The organism is Microbispora bryophytorum, assembly GCF_043197435.1.
In the GTDB taxonomy this organism is placed as follows: domain Bacteria; phylum Actinomycetota; class Actinomycetes; order Streptosporangiales; family Streptosporangiaceae; genus Microbispora; species Microbispora bryophytorum.
Map to the genome: position 1 here is coordinate 241,527 of NZ_JBICTF010000011.1, position 14,846 is coordinate 256,372.

General features: G+C 70.5%; 12 protein-coding genes. 9 read left to right on the forward strand and 3 right to left on the reverse strand.

The annotated features are described in order from the left end of the window. Window positions 1-9 precede the first annotated feature (9 nt). Together ACGFIB_RS31450 and ACGFIB_RS31455 are read right to left on the reverse strand one after the other, a co-directional pair. Window positions 10-1,275 carry an adenosylmethionine--8-amino-7-oxononanoate transaminase gene (locus ACGFIB_RS31450; RefSeq protein WP_393376702.1) on the reverse strand — a complete coding sequence of 422 codons (1,266 nt, stop codon included), beginning with the start codon at window positions 1,273-1,275 and terminating at the stop codon, window positions 10-12. Continuing rightward, window positions 1,276-2,712 (reverse strand): CCA tRNA nucleotidyltransferase, encoded by a 1,437-nt coding sequence (locus ACGFIB_RS31455; RefSeq protein WP_393376704.1) that lies wholly within the window; start codon window positions 2,710-2,712, stop codon window positions 1,276-1,278. It lies immediately after the preceding gene. A 140-nt stretch (window positions 2,713-2,852) separates the two neighbouring features. On the opposite strand from ACGFIB_RS31455, the gene ACGFIB_RS31460 reads away from it, so the two are divergent. The 8 genes from ACGFIB_RS31460 (at window position 2,853) to trxA (ending at window position 12,442) form a co-directional block, all read left to right on the forward strand. After that, window positions 2,853-3,389: an aminoacyl-tRNA deacylase gene (locus ACGFIB_RS31460; RefSeq protein ID WP_393376705.1), complete on the forward strand. Its 537-nt coding sequence runs from the start codon at window positions 2,853-2,855 to the stop codon at window positions 3,387-3,389. A 46-nt stretch (window positions 3,390-3,435) separates the two neighbouring features. Continuing rightward, the gene (locus tag ACGFIB_RS31465; protein ID WP_393376707.1) at window positions 3,436-5,691 is read left to right on the forward strand and encodes a hypothetical protein; all 2,256 of its coding nucleotides are present in this window, start codon (window positions 3,436-3,438) and stop codon (window positions 5,689-5,691) included. 93 nt (window positions 5,692-5,784) lie between these two features. After that, window positions 5,785-7,383: a murein biosynthesis integral membrane protein MurJ gene (gene murJ, locus ACGFIB_RS31470; RefSeq protein WP_393376709.1), complete on the forward strand. Its 1,599-nt coding sequence runs from the start codon at window positions 5,785-5,787 to the stop codon at window positions 7,381-7,383. Between the two features lie 416 nt (window positions 7,384-7,799). Then, window positions 7,800-9,329 carry a protein kinase family protein gene (locus ACGFIB_RS31475; RefSeq protein ID WP_142573388.1) on the forward strand — a complete coding sequence of 510 codons (1,530 nt, stop codon included), beginning with the start codon at window positions 7,800-7,802 and terminating at the stop codon, window positions 9,327-9,329. A 60-nt stretch (window positions 9,330-9,389) separates the two neighbouring features. Next, the gene (gene sigM / locus ACGFIB_RS31480) at window positions 9,390-9,980 is read left to right on the forward strand and encodes an RNA polymerase sigma factor SigM (RefSeq protein ID WP_357238437.1); all 591 of its coding nucleotides are present in this window, start codon (window positions 9,390-9,392) and stop codon (window positions 9,978-9,980) included. Further along, window positions 9,970-10,959: an anti-sigma factor family protein gene (locus ACGFIB_RS31485; protein ID WP_357238435.1), complete on the forward strand. Its 990-nt coding sequence runs from the start codon at window positions 9,970-9,972 to the stop codon at window positions 10,957-10,959. Before sigM ends, ACGFIB_RS31485 begins: the two co-directional genes overlap by 11 nt. Before the next feature lie 151 nt (window positions 10,960-11,110). Further along, window positions 11,111-12,040, forward strand: a complete 930-nt coding sequence (gene trxB, locus ACGFIB_RS31490) for a thioredoxin-disulfide reductase (protein ID WP_357238433.1) — start codon at window positions 11,111-11,113, stop codon at window positions 12,038-12,040. 78 nt (window positions 12,041-12,118) lie between these two features. Continuing rightward, the gene (gene trxA, locus ACGFIB_RS31495) at window positions 12,119-12,442 is read left to right on the forward strand and encodes a thioredoxin (RefSeq protein ID WP_030508599.1); all 324 of its coding nucleotides are present in this window, start codon (window positions 12,119-12,121) and stop codon (window positions 12,440-12,442) included. Window positions 12,443-12,621: 179 nt separating this feature from the next. On the opposite strand, the gene ACGFIB_RS31500 is transcribed toward trxA, so the two are convergent. Beyond that, on the reverse strand, window positions 12,622-13,242 hold the full coding sequence (locus ACGFIB_RS31500; protein WP_139575468.1) for a GNAT family N-acetyltransferase: 621 nt from the start codon (window positions 13,240-13,242) through the stop codon (window positions 12,622-12,624). Between the two features lie 352 nt (window positions 13,243-13,594). Between ACGFIB_RS31500 and ACGFIB_RS31505 the strand changes: the two genes are divergently transcribed. Next, window positions 13,595-14,827, forward strand: coding sequence for an aminotransferase-like domain-containing protein (locus ACGFIB_RS31505; protein ID WP_142573690.1), 1,233 nt, complete (start codon window positions 13,595-13,597; stop codon window positions 14,825-14,827). Window positions 14,828-14,846 lie beyond the last annotated feature (19 nt).

Below are 14,846 nucleotides of genomic sequence, written 5' to 3' on the forward strand. Positions count from 1 at the left end.
CCGGCTCGGTCAGAGCGCCGCCGTGGCGGCGACCATGGCGGCGCTGATGCGGGCCACGTCCTCGGGCGTGCAGGCGTACGGCGGCATCGTGTAGATCAGGTGGCCGAAGGGACGCAGCCACACGCCGTGCCCCATCACGATGTCCTGAATTTTCGCGACATCGACGGGCTGGTCGGTCTCGATCACTCCGATCGCACCCAGCACCCGCACGTCCCGTACGCCGGGGGCGCCCGCCGCCGGGGCGAGGCCGTCGAGCAGTGCGGCCTCGATGCGCGCGACCTCCTCCCTCCAGGGCCGCTCGGCGAGCAGGTCGAGCGAGGCTCCGGCCACGGCGCAGGCGAGCGGGTTGCCCATGTAGGTCGGGCCGTGCATCAGCACACCGATGCGGTCGGCCACCCGCGCGGTGCACAGCGTGGCGGCCAGCGTCAGGTAACCGCCGGTGAGCGCCTTGCCCACGCACATGATGTCCGGCCTGATCCCGGCGTGGTCGCAGCCGAACATCTCCCCCGTACGGCCGAAACCGGTGGCGATCTCGTCGGCGATCAGCAGGATGCCGTGCTCGTCGGCCAGGTCGCGCAGCCGCCGCAGGTAGGCCGGGTGGAAGAACCGCATGCCGCCGGCGCCCTGCACGACGGGCTCCACGATGATCGCGGCGAGCCGGTCCGCGTGGGCCTCGACGGCCGCGGTGAGCTCCGCCAGATACGCCTCGTCGGGACCGGCCTCCTGGCTCCCGACCGGGCGGCGGCCGTAGTCGTGCGGCGGCGCCGGGGCGAAGACGTGCCGTGGGAGCATCCCGCCGAACAGGTGGTGCATGCCGTTGACCGGGTCGCAGACCGACATCGCGCCGAACGTGTCGCCGTGGTAGCCGCCCCGCACGGTCAGCAGGGTCGAGTGCCCGCTGTACTGGACCGCCATCTTGATCGCGACCTCGACCGCGACCGAGCCCGAGTCGGCGAGGAAGACGCGGTCGAGCCCGGTCATCCCGGCCAGCCGGTGCGCGAGCCGTACGGCGGGCTCGTGGGTCAGGCCGCCGAACATGACGTGCGCCATGTCGTCCATCTGGTCGCGCGCGGCCCGGTTGAGCCGCGGGTGGTTGTGCCCGTGGATGGCCGCCCACCAGGAGGCCATGCCGTCGATCAGCTCACGGCCGTCGCCGAGCGTGATCCGCACGCCCCCGGCCCGCCGGACGACGTGCACGGGCACCCCCGACGGCACGGCCGCGTAGGGGTGCCAGACGTGCTCCCGGTCGAGCCGGAGGACCTCCCCGGCGTCCACCTACGAGACGATCCCGTTGTCGCGCGCCCAGGCGAGCAGGGCCTGCCGTGCGGCGTCCTTGCCGATCATGCCCTGGTCCATGCGGATCTCCAGCATGTGCTTGTAGGCGCTGCCGACGACCGGTCCCGGCGGCACGCCGAGGATCTCCTGGATCTCGTTGCCGTCCAGCTCGGGCCGGATCTTGGCGAGCTCCTCCTCCTCGGCCAGCCGGGCGATGCGCTCCTCCAGCTGGTCGTAGGTGCGCGACAGGGCCTGCGCCTTGCGCTTGTTGCGGGTGGTGCAGTCGGCCCTGGTCAGCTTGTGGAGGCGTTCGAGGAGATGTCCCCCGTCGCGGACGTAGCGGCGCACGGCGCTGTCGGTCCACTCCCCCGTCCCGTAGCCGTGGAAGCGCAGGTGCAACTCCACGAGCGTGGACACGTCGGACACCACGTCCTTGGGGAACTTGAGCTCGGTGAGCCGCTTCTTGGCCATCTGCGCGCCGACGACCTCGTGGTGGTGGAACGACACCCGGCCGCCGGGCTCGTTGCGCCGCGTCTTCGGCTTGCCGATGTCGTGCAGCAGGGCCGCCCACCGCAGCACCCGGTCGGGGCCGGCCGTCTCCAGCCCGATGGCCTGCTCCAGCACGATCAGCGTGTGCTCGTAGACGTCCTTGTGGCGGTGGTGCTCGTCGATCTCCAGCCGCAGCTTGGGCAGCTCGGGCAGGACGTGGGCGGCGAGCCCGGTCCCCACCAGCAGCGCCAGCCCGGCCCTCGGGTGCGCGCCGAGGATCAGCTTGTCGAGCTCGTCGCGGATGCGCTCGGCCGAGACGATCTCGATGCGGCCGGACATCGCGGTCATGGCCTCGACGACCTCACGGGCCACGGTGAACCCGAGCTGGCCCGCGAACCTGGCCGCCCGCAGCATCCGCAGCGGGTCGTCGTCGAACGACTGCTCGGGCCGGCCCGGCGTCCGCAGCGTCTTGGCGGCGAGGTCCTGCAGCCCGCCGTACGGGTCAATGAACTCGTGGCCGGGCAGGCGGACGGCCATCGCGTTGACCGCGAAGTCGCGCCGGGCGAGGTCGCCGTCGAGCGAGTCGCCGTACATCACCTCGGGCTTGCGCGAGGCAGGGTCGTAGGACTCGCTGCGATAGGTGGTGATCTCCAGCAGCCAGCCGCCCTTGCGCACGCCGACCGTGCCGAAGTCGATCCCGATCGTCCAGACGGCGTCCGCCCAGTCCTTGACCATCTCCAGCACCCGTTCGGGGCGGGCGTCCGTGGTCAGGTCGAGGTCCTTGCTCGCACGGCCGAGGAGAACGTCGCGGACGGAACCGCCGACCAGGGCCAGCTCGTGCCCCCGGGCCGAGAACAGCTCCCCGAGCTCGTCGGCGACCGGGGCGATCCGGCGGAACAGTTCGTTCACGGCGCGCTGCTGGCTGTCGCTCAGATTTGAAACGGACAAGGCTGGGTAGGTCCTTCGGTCACGGAACAGAGACTCCCCCGATGGCCCAGGTGATCAGGTGTCACTCAGGGGAGACACACCTGGCGATCACCAGGCTACGGACGGTTCGGGGGCGCTGGACGACGCAAGGAGCACACGAGATGAAAGACGCTCTCGCGATTCACCGCTGGCTCCTCGCCCACCAGATCCACCATGAGATCGTACGTCTTCCGCGCCCGTTGACATGCTCGGACGAGCTTCCCCAGGTGCTGGGGGTCACTCCAGAGAGATGCCTGTGCGTGTCGCTGTTCGAGGTGTCGGCGCGCGGGCGGACATATGAGGTGGCCGTCGTGAGCGCCGTGAACTCCTGTCCCGGGCCGGCGGCGGTGGGCGCCGCCCTGCGCGCCCACAGGGTAACCCCCGCGTCCGCCTACACGGTGAACGCCGCGACCGACTACGCGCACGGCCTGGTCTGCCCGCTGCTGCTGCCCGACGATCTGACGGTCCTGGTGGACCAGCGCCTGCTGGGGCGCATCGATCCCGACGAGGTCGTCCACACCGCGACCGGCGAACGCCGCACCGCGTTGCGAGTGCGTGCCATCCACCTGTTCGACCTGGTGGCGGCCAAGCCCGTCGACCTGACCACCGCCCACAGGAGAGGTCCGGCGAGCCTCGTGAGTCCTATGCGGACCGCATAGCCAATAGCATTCTGGACGTGCGCCGTACCTCACCGCCGGCCGGCACATGATCCGTAAGGCCGCGCTGCTGACATTGCTGACCGCCCTGCTCGCCGTCCCCGCGGGCATGGCCGGTACGGCTGTCGCAGCGCCTCCTCCGGGTCGTGTCGCGGCCGCGGCTCCGGCCGACCCGCTCTTCGTCAGCGAGATCACGCCGGAGGTCGTGCGCGATGCCACCGCCCCTGTAACGGTTGCGGGGGCCGTCACCGGCACGGCGGGGTCGTTCGTCCGGGTCGCCGTCCGCTACTCCCGGGACAGGCCGTTCACCTCCCGCGCCGAGATGGCGGCCTACCTGTCGGAGCAGGGGTACGCCACCACCAACTGGAGCACCAGGGTCCAGGCCACGCTGCTCGACCAGTCGGGAAAGCTTCCCTTCCGGTTCACCGTGACCCCCGCGGAGCTGGGCATGCCCCGGCCCGGGGTCTATCCCTTCGAGATCGAGGTGACCGACGCCGCCACCGGGCAGCGGCTCGGGATCGAGCGGACCTTCCTGACGTACGCCCCCAAGGGCGAGCAGATCCCCAAGGTCAAGCTGGCCGTCGCCCTGCCGATCGTGGACCGGCCCCACCGCGCCGACGACGCGACGTTCATGGACGACGACCTGTCCGCCTCGCTCACCTCCGGTCGCCTGGCGTCGCTGCTCCAGACGGCGCAGGACACCGGCGACGGGGTGACCTGGTTCGTGGACCCCGCCCTGCTCGACGACGTCCGCGTCCTGTCCTCCGGCCCCAGGAGCGTGCGCGGCACGCGCAAGAACGCCGACCCGGCCGCGGGCCAGTGGCTGAACGGTCTGCGCAGCGCGCTGACGGACAAGACCGTCGTCGCCACGCCGTACGCCGACCCGGACATGGCCGCGCTGGTCCACCACGGCCTCGACAAGCAGGCCGCAGCGTCCATCCAGCGCGGAGCGGCGCTCGCGACCGAACTGCTCGGCCGGGAGATCCACGGCACCACCGCGTGGCCGGCCGGCGGAAAGATCGACCGCGACGCGGTGGACGAACTGGCGATGTCGGGTGTGACGTCCGTGCTGCTGTCGGGAGACGCGCTGCCGCCGCGGGCCGCGAATCAGGACGCCACGCAGAACGGACAGGTCGTCCCCCCGCCCGCGCAGACCACTCCCGACGCGGCGGCCAGGCTCGACACCATCGCCGACAACCCGCTCACCGCGCTGCTGGCCGACCCCACGCTCAGCGCGGTCCTCGGCGGGAACGTGTCCGGCCCCGGCGCCGCGATGCTCGCGCGGCAGCGGTTCCTCGCCGAGACCGCGATGATCGCCTTCGAGCAGCCGGCCCAGCAGAACGGTCAGTTCGGACAGACGGGCCAGAACGGGCAGACAGGGCAGGGCACGGCGGCGAAGACGGCCTCGCGCACAGTGATCGCGGTCCCCCAGTCACACCTGTGGACGCCCGACCCGGCGTTCGTCTCCGGCCTCCTGCAGGCCGCCGCCGGCGCCCCCTGGCTGCGCATGACCTCGCTCGACTCGGTCAAGCCCGGCAGGGCCGGAGTGCCGCGCGCCGACCTGACGTACTCCGAGCACGACCGCCAGGCCGAACTGAGCCGCTCCTACCTCGCGACCGTACGCAAGCTGGAGCGCAAGGCCGACGCCGTGGCCACCGTCACCGAGGAGCACACGGACGTCTTCCACACGGCCATACTCCGGCTCGCCTCCGCCTCCTGGCGGGGCGACGGCAAGCGGGCGCTGTCCTTCGCCGGCCAGGTGCAGAAGGCGATCGACGCGCGCATCGACGACGTGTCCGTGCTCGACACCCCGCGCGCGGTCGCGGGAAGCAACGGCCAGGTCCCGGTCAGCGTGGCCAACAACCTGGACAAGGACATCCAGATCAAGGTCCGGGTCACCTCGGCCAGCAAGTCACGGCTCGCGATCGCCCGTCCCGGAGGGGTCTACCTGACCCCCACCACCACGATCCTCGCGGGGCGCAGCCAGCTCGTGAACGTGCCGGTGATCGTCCGCAACGAGGGCGGCGACGCCAGCATCTCGGTGCAACTGCTGACCGACGGGGACGAGAAGTACGGCAGCGCGGTGCGCGTCGTCGTGCGCGCGACCGGCTACACCGGCATCGCCCTCGTCATCGTGGGTGCGGCCGTGGTCATCATGCTGGCCGCCGTGGTGATGCGCATCCTGCGCCGCAGGTCGCGCAAGGCGTTCCCGTTCGGGCCGGACGACGAGGAGGGCCCGAACGGCGACCGGCAGGGAGCCGTTCCGGCCGAGCGCACCCAGTCGCCTTCGTCTGGGTCGCCGTAGTCTGGGTCGCCGTAGTCTGGACCATCCTCACGTCCGGGACCACTGGAGGAAGGCGGCCACCCGATTCCGGCCGCCGCGAATCGAAGGACAACCATGAGCAGGATGCTGCGGGCCAGCGCGATCATGGCGGCCGGGACGATGGTCTCGCGGCTCACCGGCTTCGTCCGCACGGCGATGCTCGCCGCCGCCATCGGCACCGTCGCCCTCGGCGACGCCTACAACGCGGCCTACCAGATCCCCTACATCCTGCTCGACCTGCTGCTCCAGGGCGTCCTCAGCGCCGTGGTCGTGCCGGTGATCGTGCGGGCGCGCAAGCGGGACCCCGACGGAGGCCAGGCGTTCGAGCAGCGGCTGATGACGCTGGCCGTGGTGGTCCTGACGGCCGTCGCGGTGATCGGCGTGCTACTGGCCCGGCCGATCATGGAGTTCTACACCGCCTCGAACTGGTCGGACGACAAGGTGGCGGTGGCCACCACGCTGGCCAGGTTCCTGCTCCCGCAGATCGCGTTCTTCGGGATCGGCTCACTGGCCGGGGCGATCCTGAACACCCGGGACAGGTTCGCCGCCCCCATGTGGGCGCCGGTGCTCAACAACATCGTGGTCATGGGCGTCCTGGCCGCCTACTACGCCATCGGGACGTCCGACATCGAGAAGGTGAGCGAGCGCGACCTCACGCTGCTCGGACTCGGCACCACCGCCGGCATCGTGGCCCAGGCGCTGGTGCTGATCGTCGCGCTGCACCGGGCCGGGTTCCGGTTCCGCCCGCGGTTCGGGGTGCGCAACACCGGGCTCGGTGAGGCGGCCAGGACCGCCGTGTGGACGTTCGCCTTCGTCGGCATCAACCAGATCGGGTTCTGGGTCACCACCAAGCTCGCCACCGGCGCGGGCGACCGGGCGCCTGGCGCCGGCAACAGCGCGTGGGCATACGCGTTCCAGCTCTTCCAGCTCCCGTACGGGATCATCGCGGTGTCGGTGATCACGGCGATGCTGCCCAGGATGAGCAGGCTCGTGGCGGACGGGGACCTCGCCACGGCCCGTGAGGAGTTCTCCTCCGGGGTGCGGCTGGTCTCCTGCGTCATCGTCCCGGCGGGCCTGCTGCTGATGGTGCTCGGCCCGGCGGTCACCACGCTGATCTTCTCGTGGGGCCACATGACGTCGGCCGACGCGATCTACATCGGCCACGTCCTGCAGGTGTTCGGCGTCGCGCTCATGCCGTTCTCGGTCTTCCAGCTCCTGCTGCGCGTCTTCTACAGCTTCGGCGACACCCGCACCCCCGCGATCATGTCGGGGGTGAACGTGGTCGTCAACGCGTCGCTCAGTCTCGTCGCCTACTTCACGCTCCCCGACCGGTACGTCGTCATCGGGCTGGCGTTCGCCTACCTGATCACGTACGTCGTGCTCTGCGGCGTCGCATGGGTGCTGGCGAGCCGGAAGATCGGCGGGCTGGGCGGCCGGGAGATCGTCGCCGGCCTGGGCCGGATGTACGCGGCGGCGATCCCGGCCGCCGCGCTGGCGCTGGCGGTCCTGTGGCTGACCAGGGAGGTCACCTCGATCACCCCGGTCACCTCGGCCGTGGTGCTCGTGGTGGGCGGCGGCGCCGGGCTGCTGCTGTACATGCTGGCCGCGCACCGGCTGCGGGTGCCCGAGGTCCGCTCCATCATTGGACTTGTCGCAAGCCGGGTAGGACGGTAAGAGTCCTCAAGAACGACCGGCAACTGGAAGGTAACGCGAAAGTCCGATTCGGACGTCTTCGATCGGGAAGGCGGGCACAAGCGGCACGGCACTAGCATGGTGCGCCAGGGAGTGTTGAGACACACCCAGGGAACGTCCCGCAGAACTTGCCCTACCGATGGATTCGGCCGGGCGGGCGACCGCGAGGCGGAGGAGGACCTGCGGCGGCGGCGCCGTGCGGGCCTGTTCCGGCCCCGCGGATGCTCGTCTCCGGGGTCTCCCCGACCCGGCGGTGCTCCGCTCGGCGACCACGGCAGGCAGGAGGTCTTAGGGGCGCGATCTGAGTTTCGGACCGGCGAGCGGAAGCGGGAAGGCGTGGGCGGAAGCACCCGGCATCGGCTGATGCATGCCGACGGGCCGCGGAGCGGGGCGACCGCATGAGCATGTCCACGGTCGAACCGGGGACCCGGCTGGCGAATCGGTTCCGCCTTGAGGACAGGGTCCACGAATCCGGCGGCGCGACCCTGTGGAAGGCCCTGGACGAGATCCTCGCCCGCCCGGTCGCGGTCCACACGTTCACGCCCGACTTTCCCCGGGTCCAGGAGGTGGTCACCGCCGCCCGCCTGGCGAGCCGGCTGACCGACCCCCGCCTCACCCAGGTCTTCGACGCGGCCGACGAGGACGGCACGGCGTACGTCGTGAGCGAGTGGGTCAGCGGAGACTCGCTCCTCGACCTGCTGGAGAGCGGGCCCGTCGAGCCCGAGCGGGGTGCGGCCCTGGTCGCCGAGGCCGCCGAGGCCCTGGCGCACGCGTACACGGCCGGGCTCACCCACCTGCACCTGACCCCCGGCCGCCTGGTCTGGACGAGCGGCGGCACGGTCAAGCTCCTCGGCCTCGCCGTCGACGCCGCGATCCTCGACCTGAGCAGCGAGGAGCCCGCCCGGGAAGACGCCGAGGGGCTGGGCCGCCTGCTCTACGCGGTGCTGACCGGTCACTGGCCGGGCGACTCCGACTGCGGACTGCCCCCCGCGCCCCTGGACGACGGCAAGATCTGCACGCCCCGGCAGGTCACCGCCGGGGTCCCCGGCTACCTGGACGCCATCACCTGCCGCGCGCTGCTGCAGGAGCCGCGCCGGGGGCAGCCGCCACTGACCACCCCGGCCGCCGTGGCCGAGGCACTCGCCGAGGTTCCCCGTCCCGCGCCGGCGCCGGTCACCACCGCGCCGCCCGCGCTGAACCTGCGCAGCGAGGCGCCGGACGGACTCGGCCGGTCGACCATGCCGCCCCGCGTGCCGTCTCATCTGGCGCATCAGATGGCGATGACCTCACCGCCGCCGCTGCCGCCGCCGCGCCCGCAGACCGGCGCCGCGAGCAAAGTCCTGCTGACCGTCATCGTCCTGCTCGTGATGGCGGCCGTCGGTGTGGGCGCCTGGACCGTGGGCAAGAACCTCGGCAACACTCCGAGAGGCGTGGCCCAGTCGGACTCCGGCGCGTCTCCCTCCCCCTCCCGCAAGCCGGTCACGGTCAAGCCGGTGAGCGCGACCGGGTTCGACCCCCTCGGCACCGACCGCGCGGAGAAGCCGGAGATCGCCCCCCTCGCCATCGACGGCAAGCCGTCCACCGACTGGCACACCGACAGCTACAGCACCACCGACCTGGGTCGGCTCAAGGACGGTGTCGGGCTCCTCCTCGACATGGGCGAGCCGATCCCCGTCGCCGATGTGGTCGTCTCCCTGGGTAACGCGGGCGGCGCGACCGTGCAGCTCAAGGTGGGCGACGCGGCGGAACTGTCCTCGCTCAAGACGGTGGCGGAAAAGAAGGGCGCGTCGGGTTCGGTGACGCTCACCCCGGAAAAGGCCACTACGGGTCAGTACGTTTTGATCTGGTTCACCCGGCTTCCCCCCTACAACGGGCAGTATCGTGGCACTATCTACGACGTAACTGTGCATTCCCCAGGATCGGCATAGCAGGGACTTGTGAATTCCCCACCAGACAATCCCCCTCCGGCTGAGCACGCGCGACGCGCGATGACCGATGCCGATCTGCTGGCCCGTCACCTCGCCGGCGACCCTCACGCGTTCAGCGAGATCGTCAGGCGGCACCGCGACCGGATGTGGGCGGTCGCCCTGCGTACGCTCGGCGATCCCGACGAGGCCGCCGACGCCGTCCAGGACGCGTTCGTCTCGGCGTACCGGAAGGCGGGCAGCTTCCGCGGCGAGGCGGCGGTCACGACGTGGCTCCACCGCATCGTGGTCAACGCCTGCCTCGACCGCATGCGCCGCAAGTCGATGCGCCCGGTCGCCGACGACGAGCTCATCGAGGCTGTGGAGCGCGAGGTCCCGGCCACCGACCAGGCGAGCGAGCGCGAGGTCTCCCTGGAGGTCACGGCGGCGCTCAAGCTGCTGCCGCCCGACCAGAGGGCGGCCCTCGTGCTGGTCGACATGATGGGGTACGCGGTGGACGACGCGGCGGCGGTGCTGGGCGTCCCGCCGGGCACCGTGAAGAGCCGCTGCGCACGGGGACGCGCCAAACTCGCCCCGATTCTTTCGCATCTGCGGAACCGATCCGACCTGACTCGCGTCTCATCCGGGAAGGGAGCAGAACTTCGTGACGGGTGACACGCACTACGACCTGGAGGTTCTCGCCGAGCTGGCGGAGGGTCTCCTCGACGACACGACGGCCCGGCGGGTCCGTGAGCATCTCGCGGTCTGCGACCCCTGCGGGGAGAGCCTTGCCGACCTGGCCGCGGTTCGCGAGGTCCTGGCGGCGATGCCGGTGCCGGCGATGCCTCTGGGCGTCGCCAGGCGCATCGACCAGGCGCTGGCCGCCGAGGCTCCGGACTGGAACCGCGTACTGCGGGACGCTCCATGGGACAGCGCTCCACAGGAGATCGCCCCATGGGACAGCACTTCATGGGACGACGTTCCGTGGGAGACGGCCGAGCCTCCGGTCGCGACCCCGGTGGGGACCACCGTGAACAGCGCTGTGGAGACGCACGCGGAGCCGGAACGCGAGCCGGTGGCCGCGAGTGCGACCGCGGCTCCACTGGGTGTCGTCGCCGACGACGGAACGATCGTGCCGGCCAGGCGCCGATCCGGAACGCGTACGGGGGGCCGCAAGGCGTCCAGGCGACGCACGTGGGCGCTGCCGGCCGCGGTCGCCGCGGCGGCGGCCGTCGTGATCGGGAGCGGCGGTCTCGCCACCGGCCTGCTCTCGTTCGGCGACTCGCCGTCCCAGCAGGTGGTGAGCCAGGGTGATCCCGGCCAGAGCCCGGCCAAGGTGGAGGCGCTGACCTACTCGACGTACGCCAGCGGCCACAACTACACCAGCCGGGAGCTGCGCGGGCCGCTGCTGGGGTACTTCGGCGTGGCGCCCGGCTCGGGCACCAACGACGACGAGGACCTCGACACCTGCGTCAAGCGGTTCTCGACCCAGCTTGACCGCGCGCCGATCGGCGTCGACAAGGCCCTCTACAACGGCAACGAGGCCACGGTCATGGCATTCTGGGAGGACAAGAGCAGCAACGCCGTCCGAGTGGTCGTGGTGGACTCGCAGTGCCACAAGCTACGGCCCGAGGTTCTGGCCTCCTGGAAATGACCACGCGGCGCGAGCCATATCATCATCAGTGACGAAGCCCCCCGCGACCTCCGGGGGGCTTCGCCGTATCGGGGGTTCGCGCGGGAATTACCGGGGCCTAGGATCTGTTGACGGCACTGCATATCAACCGGGAGCGAAGAAGGCGGGTCCGTTGAGCGACGTTCGTAACGTGATCATCATCGGGTCGGGGCCGGCCGGCTACACGGCGGCCGTCTACACCGCGCGTGCGGACCTCAAGCCGCTCGTCTTCGAGGGGTCGGTCACCGCCGGCGGGGCGTTGATGAACACGACCGATGTGGAGAACTTCCCCGGGTTCCCCGACGGCATCATGGGCCCGGACCTCATGGACAACTTCCGCAAGCAGGCCGAGCGGTTCGGCGCCGAGCTGGTGGCCGACGACGTGATCGAAGTCGATCTCGAGGCGAACCCGAAGGTCGTCAAGACCTACACCGACACCTACTACGCCAAGGCCGTGATCCTGGCCACCGGGTCGCGCTACCGCGAGCTCGGGCTGGAAAACGAGAAGCGGCTGTCGGGACGCGGCGTGTCGTGGTGCGCGACCTGTGACGGGTTCTTCTTCCGCGACAAGGAGATCGTGGTCGTCGGCGGCGGCGACACGGCGATGGAGGAGGCCATCTTCCTGACCCGGTTCGGGAAGTCGGTGACGATCATCCACCGCCGCGACTCGCTGCGCGCCAGCAAGATCATGCAGGATCGGGCGTTCGCGAACGAGAAGATCCGCTTCATCTGGGACAGCGAGATCGTCGACGTGGTCGGCGAGGAGCGCGTCTCCAGCGTCCGGCTGCGCAACGTCAAGACCGGCGAGGAGTCCGACCTGCCGGTGGGCGGCCTGTTCATCGCGATCGGGCACGAGCCGCGCACCGACCTGCTCAAGGGCCAGATCGACCTGGACGAAGAGGGGTACATCGAGGTCGATGCGCCGTCGACCCGGACGAACATCGACGGGGTGTTCGCGGCCGGCGACGTCGTCGACCACTCCTATCGTCAGGCGATCACGGCGGCCGGGACCGGCTGTGCGGCGGCGCTGGACGCCGAGCGCTGGCTGACGCTGAACGCCTGAGTCCCGGCATCGGGAATGCGGGGAGCGTCCCCGCGGTTGACTGCACCGCCACACCACTCATGCAAGGGGAGAGATACCGTGGGCGCGATCAAGAGCGTGACGGACGCGAGCTTCGAGGCCGAGGTCCTCAAGAGCGACAAGCCGGTCCTGGTCGACTTCTGGGCCGAGTGGTGCGGTCCGTGCCGTCAGGTCGGGCCGATCCTCGAGGAGATCGCCGCCGAGAACGCCGACAAGCTGACCATCGTCAAGCTGAACATCGACGAGAACCCGGTCACGCCGCGGGACTACGGTGTGCTCCAGATTCCGACGATGAACGTCTATAAGGGTGGCGAGGTCGTCAAGCAGATCATCGGCGCCAAGCCGAAGGCGATGCTGCTGCGCGAGCTCGACGGCGTCATCTGACGCCGTTCCCGCCGGCACCACCCGAAGAGCCCCCCGTGCGTGCGGCGCGGGGGGCTCGCGCGTTCTCTGGTGCCACCTTGGACCCGTGCGGGACCCGTGCGGGAGCTATGTGGGACGTGCGTTGTGCCGACTCCTGTGGGACAGCCCGTGGGACTTGTGTGGGACGGCCGGAAGCCCTCTCAGACGGGCCGCAGGGCCCGCTCGGGTGACATCGATCCCAGCAGTCGCTCCAGCGCCACCTCGACGTCCTCACGCCACGACACGGCCGTCTTGAGCTCCAGCCGGAGCCGGGGGAAGCGCAGATGCGGACGCACGGTCTTGAACCCGACCGACAGCAGATAGTCCGCGGGCAGCACGCAGCCGCCCGGCTGCTCCCACTTCAGGTCGCCGAACGCCTCGATCGCCCGAACACCGCGGCGGGTCAGGTCCTTGGCGACGCCCTGCACGAGCATCCGGCCCAGCCCCCCGCCGGTGAACTCCGGCACGATGTGCGCGGTCATCAGCAGCACGGCGTCCGAGCTGACCGGCGAGGTCGGGAACGCCACCGAGCGCGGGACGTACAACGGCGGGGCGTAGAGCACGAATCCGGCCGCCACGCCGTCGACGTAGGCGATCTTCCCGCAGCTCCCCCACTCGAGGAGGGTCGCGGAGATCCACGCCTCCTTCTCCAGGGCCGGGTCGCCCGCCTCCACGGCGCGCTCGCCGCTGACAGGGTCGAGCTCCCAGAACACGCACCGCCGGCACCGCCGCGGCAGGTCATCGAGATTGTCGAGGGTGACATTGACCAGCCGACGCGACACGTGAAGCCCCAATCCCCGTCAGGAGTCCTGCCAGAAAAGCGCGCGAATACGGCGTCTCCAGCTCGCATCGTAACTCAGCGGAAGGGCGGGAGCGGGTGTGCCACAACGTTCACCGGCGCCCGTTAAAGGGGTTGGCCGGACCGAAACCAGTGGTACGGGAATGCAAGAAAAGGGGCCCTTGATGGTCAATACCCTGTTGTGATCGGAGTGGCGCGTTACCGTACTCTGGATTTCTCGGCTACGTGATCGGAGGTGGACCGTGGCACAAGAGCTAGATCACGGTCGGACGAACGTGACCCATGGGTCACGCATTGACGCCTACGTCGACAGGTACGCCGCCCGCGCTGCCGGGATGGTCGCCTCCGAGATCCGAGCTCTCTTCGCCGTCGCATCGAGGCCCGAGGTGGTCTCGCTCGCCGGCGGCATGCCGTACGTCAACGCGCTCCCCCTCGACCTCGTCAGCGAGCTCGTCGCCGATCTGGTCACCTCGCGCGGCTCCGTCGCCCTGCAGTACGGCTCCGGGCAGGGTGACCCCGCCCTGCGCGAGCAGATCTGCGAGGTCATGCGCATGGAGGGCATCGAGGCGAACGCCGACGACGTGGTCGTCACGGTGGGCTCGCAGCAGGCGCTCGACCTGATCACCCGGATCTTCATCGACCCCGGCGACGTCGTGCTCGCCGAGGGACCCTCGTACGTCGGGGCGCTCGGAACGTTCAGCGCCTACCAGGCCAAGGTCGTGCACATCGCGATGGACGACCAGGGACTCATCCCCGAGTCCCTCGCGCAGACCATCTACGCGCTCCAGGCGGCCGGCAACCGGATCAAGTTCCTCTACACGATCCCCAACTTCCAGAACCCGGCCGGCGTGACGATGAACGAGGTGCGCCGTCGCCAGGTGCTGGAGATCTGCCGCCGCGCCGGCGTCCTCGTGGTGGAGGACAACCCGTACGGCCTGCTCGGCTTCGACGGGGAGCCGATGCGGGCGTTGCGGGCCGACGACTCCGAGGGCGTCGTCTATCTCGGCTCGTTCTCCAAGACCCTCGCCCCCGGCTTCCGCGTCGGCTGGGCCCTCGCTCCGCACGCGATTCGCGACAAACTGGTCCTGGCGATGGAGTCGGCGGTGCTGTCGCACTCGTCCTTCACCCAGCTCGCCGTCGGCCAGTACCTCGCCACCCAGCCGTGGCGCGAGCAGATCAAGTCGTTCCGTGAGCTGTACCGCGAGCGGCGTGACGCGCTCCTGGGCGCGCTCGATGTGCTCATGCCGCCCGGCTGCACGTGGACCCGCCCCGCCGGCGGGTTCTTCGTCTGGATGACGCTCCCCGAGGGGCTCAACTCCAAGGCGATCCTCCCCCGCGCGGTCGCCGAGCGGGTCGCCTTCGTGCCGGGCACCGGCTTCTACTCCGACGGCGGCGGCGCGCGGAACATGCGCCTGTCGTTCTGCTACCCGGAGCCGGACCGCATCAAGGAGGGCGTGCGCCGCCTGGCCGGTGTGATCGAGCAGGAGCTCAGGCTGCGGGACACGTTCGGCACGGGCTCCACGCCGGGACACGCCGGCGTCGACACTCCCGGCCCGGATCTCGCCTAGACACGGTACGGCCGCAGCC

Excerpts from the sequence above, each read along its gene's own strand:
- ACGFIB_RS31460 (WP_393376705.1), top strand. The coding sequence starts at position 2,853 with ATGAAAGACGCTCTCGCGATTCACCGCTGGCTCCTCGCCCACCAGATC.
- ACGFIB_RS31475 (WP_142573388.1), top strand. The coding sequence starts at position 7,800 with ATGAGCATGTCCACGGTCGAACCGGGGACCCGGCTGGCGAATCGGTTC.
- murJ (WP_393376709.1), top strand. The coding sequence starts at position 5,785 with ATGAGCAGGATGCTGCGGGCCAGCGCGATCATGGCGGCCGGGACGATG.
- sigM (WP_357238437.1), top strand. The coding sequence starts at position 9,390 with ATGACCGATGCCGATCTGCTGGCCCGTCACCTCGCCGGCGACCCTCAC.
- ACGFIB_RS31465 (WP_393376707.1), top strand. The coding sequence starts at position 3,436 with ATGATCCGTAAGGCCGCGCTGCTGACATTGCTGACCGCCCTGCTCGCC.
- ACGFIB_RS31505 (WP_142573690.1), top strand. The coding sequence starts at position 13,595 with ATGGTCGCCTCCGAGATCCGAGCTCTCTTCGCCGTCGCATCGAGGCCC.